This window comes from Pseudomonas sp. NPDC089554, from assembly GCF_050280645.1.
Lineage (GTDB): Bacteria > Pseudomonadota > Gammaproteobacteria > Pseudomonadales > Pseudomonadaceae > Aquipseudomonas.
This window is the reverse complement of sequence record NZ_JBNNVR010000186.1, coordinates 1-2113: the sequence shown is the minus strand read 5'-3', so window position 1 is coordinate 2113 and position 2113 is coordinate 1. Positions and strand designations below refer to the sequence as shown.

2 protein-coding genes and 1 pseudogene are annotated in these 2113 nt (G+C 60.2%); all 3 read right to left on the bottom strand.

The genetic code is table 11. The features are described 5' to 3' along the window. Window positions 1-134: 134 nt before the first annotated feature. Complete coding sequence (msrQ, locus tag ACQKPE_RS26330) at window positions 135-746, bottom strand: protein-methionine-sulfoxide reductase heme-binding subunit MsrQ (RefSeq protein WP_427669619.1); 612 nt, start codon at window positions 744-746, stop codon at window positions 135-137. Then, complete coding sequence (msrP, locus tag ACQKPE_RS26325) at window positions 746-1759, bottom strand: protein-methionine-sulfoxide reductase catalytic subunit MsrP (RefSeq protein ID WP_427669617.1); 1014 nt, start codon at window positions 1757-1759, stop codon at window positions 746-748. The genes msrQ and msrP overlap by 1 nt, the downstream gene beginning before the upstream one ends. A gap of 74 nt (window positions 1760-1833) precedes the next feature. Further along, a pseudogene (locus tag ACQKPE_RS26320) lies at window positions 1834-2055 on the bottom strand (CDP-diacylglycerol--serine O-phosphatidyltransferase); the annotation flags it as partial. Window positions 2056-2113: the final 58 nt, after the last annotated feature.

Genomic DNA, 2113 nt, shown 5'->3' with positions numbered 1-2113 from the left:
CCGATACTGCCTGAAGCATTCAACTCGTTGATATTCAAGGGGTTTTACGCTTCGACTACGTCGGAAGTGGGGCGCATTATAAGGGCCACAGAAACCCCGTCAAGCCTTTATTTCAAGAAAACTTCATAAAAGCATCAGGCTGCCCTACCCCGCCCACCAACCAAACGCGGCACCCGCCGCCATATTAGTGGAACCCGTACGATCAACAACGCAGCCGCGACGCTTGCATAGACCGCCCACTCTTGCAGGTCCGAGCGCACGATCCAGAGAAAGTGCAACAACCCCAACCCCAGGATCACATACACCAGCTTGTGCAGCTTCTTCCACCGCGCCCCCAAGCGACGCTGACTGTAGCGATTGGACGTGACCGCCAACGCCAACAAACCAAGAAAGCCCACGAACCCAACGATGATGTAGGGCCGCTTACGCAGCTCGACGCCCAGCTGCGCCCAGTCCAGGCCGAGAATGAAAACCATATAGGCAGTCATGTGCAGCACGATGTAGGCAAAACACCAAAGCCCCAGCTGACGCCGTACCACTACCCACCCCGCCCAGCCGGTCAGCCTCTGCAATGGCGTCATGCATAGCGTCACCAGCAGAAACACCAGCGCACCCAACCCTAGCCGGTCGACCAGAATCTTGCCCGGGTCCGGCCCCAGCAGCCCCATGGCCGCCTCATACAACCACCAGGCCGGGAACAGGCAGCCCACGATGAAGATCGCCAGGCGAAACCAGGGGTAGCGCATCAATAGTTCTTCCGCAGGTCCAGACCACTGTAGAGCGACGCCACTTCGTCGGCGTAGCCGTTGAACATCAGCGTATCGCGCACATTGGGGCTGAACAGCCCACTGGGAAGGCGTCGCTCGCGCGCCTGAGTCCAGCGCGGATGGTCGACCGTCGGGTTGACGTTGGCATAGAAGCCATACTCGTTGGGCGCCAAGGCCTGCCAAGTCGTCTTCGGCTGCTCCGCCACCAGGCTGATGCGCACGATCGACTTGATGCTCTTGAAGCCATACTTCCAAGGCACCACCAGACGTAGCGGCGCGCCATTCTGGTTGGGCAGCTCGCGGCCATACATCCCGACGGCCAGGATCGCCAGCGGGTTCATTGCCTCATCCAGACGCAAGCCCTCTACATAAGGCCAGTCGATCAGCGCGAAGCCCGAGCGCTGCCCCGGCATGCTCTTGGGGTCTTGCAGGGTTTCAAAGGCGACATACCGTGCCTTGGAGGTCGGCTCGACTTGCTTGAGTACCTCCGCCAGCGCGAAACCCAGCCAGGGGATGACCATCGACCAGGCCTCGACACAACGCAGGCGGTAGATTCGCTCCTCGAGTTGGAGAGGTTTGACGAAATCCTCCAGCGCATAACGGCCTGGCTTACCTACCTCGCCATCGATCACAACGCTCCATGGCGCGGTCTTGAGGCTGCCGGCATTGGCCGCAGGGTCACCCTTGTCGGGCCCGAACTCGTAGAAGTTGTTGTAGTGGGTAGCATCCTTGTAAGGCGTGATCGTCTCATCCTTGACCCTCATCGCCTGCCAGCGCGCGGCTGCCAGCTTGTCTGCAAACCAGGCCGGAGCAGCACCGGCCTCGACGTCGGCGTAGCGAGAGGCTTCAGCGGCCACGCCAAGTCGCGGCAACGCCCCCAGGGCCAAGCCCGCCAGGGAGCCACCCAGCACACTGCGACGAGAAAGGTAGAGGCTTTCTGGAGTGATCTCCGACGCTTTGCAATCGGATGACCTGGGGATCTTGATGAGCATGGCGGCTCCATAGAACTGGACGGGATGCCAGTAAGACTATGGAGCCGGAGGGTTATTCCATCATTAAATGTTTTTCAGACCTTGCGCTTGCGCACACGCAACAGGTACTGCACAGGGCCAGAAGCCGCGTAAGCGAGGAAGATCAACAACAGGATGCGTGGCGGGTCGCTGAAGACCACCGCGAACACCAGCACCACCGCCAGGATGGCCACGAAGGGCACGCGCCCTTTGAGGTCCAGCTCCTTGAAGCTGTTGTACTTGACGTTACTGACCATCAGCATGCCCGCCGCATCCACTTCACCGACAAGCAGACGCTGTTCGGCGCGGCGGTCATGGCGACCTGCCAATCACAAT

What these genes read in the sequence shown, in the direction of transcription:
- msrP (WP_427669617.1), bottom strand. Translation starts at nt 1,759, where the DNA reads ATGCTCATCAAGATCCCCAGGTCATCCGATTGCAAAGCGTCGGAGATC.
- msrQ (WP_427669619.1), bottom strand. Translation starts at nt 746, where the DNA reads ATGCGCTACCCCTGGTTTCGCCTGGCGATCTTCATCGTGGGCTGCCTG.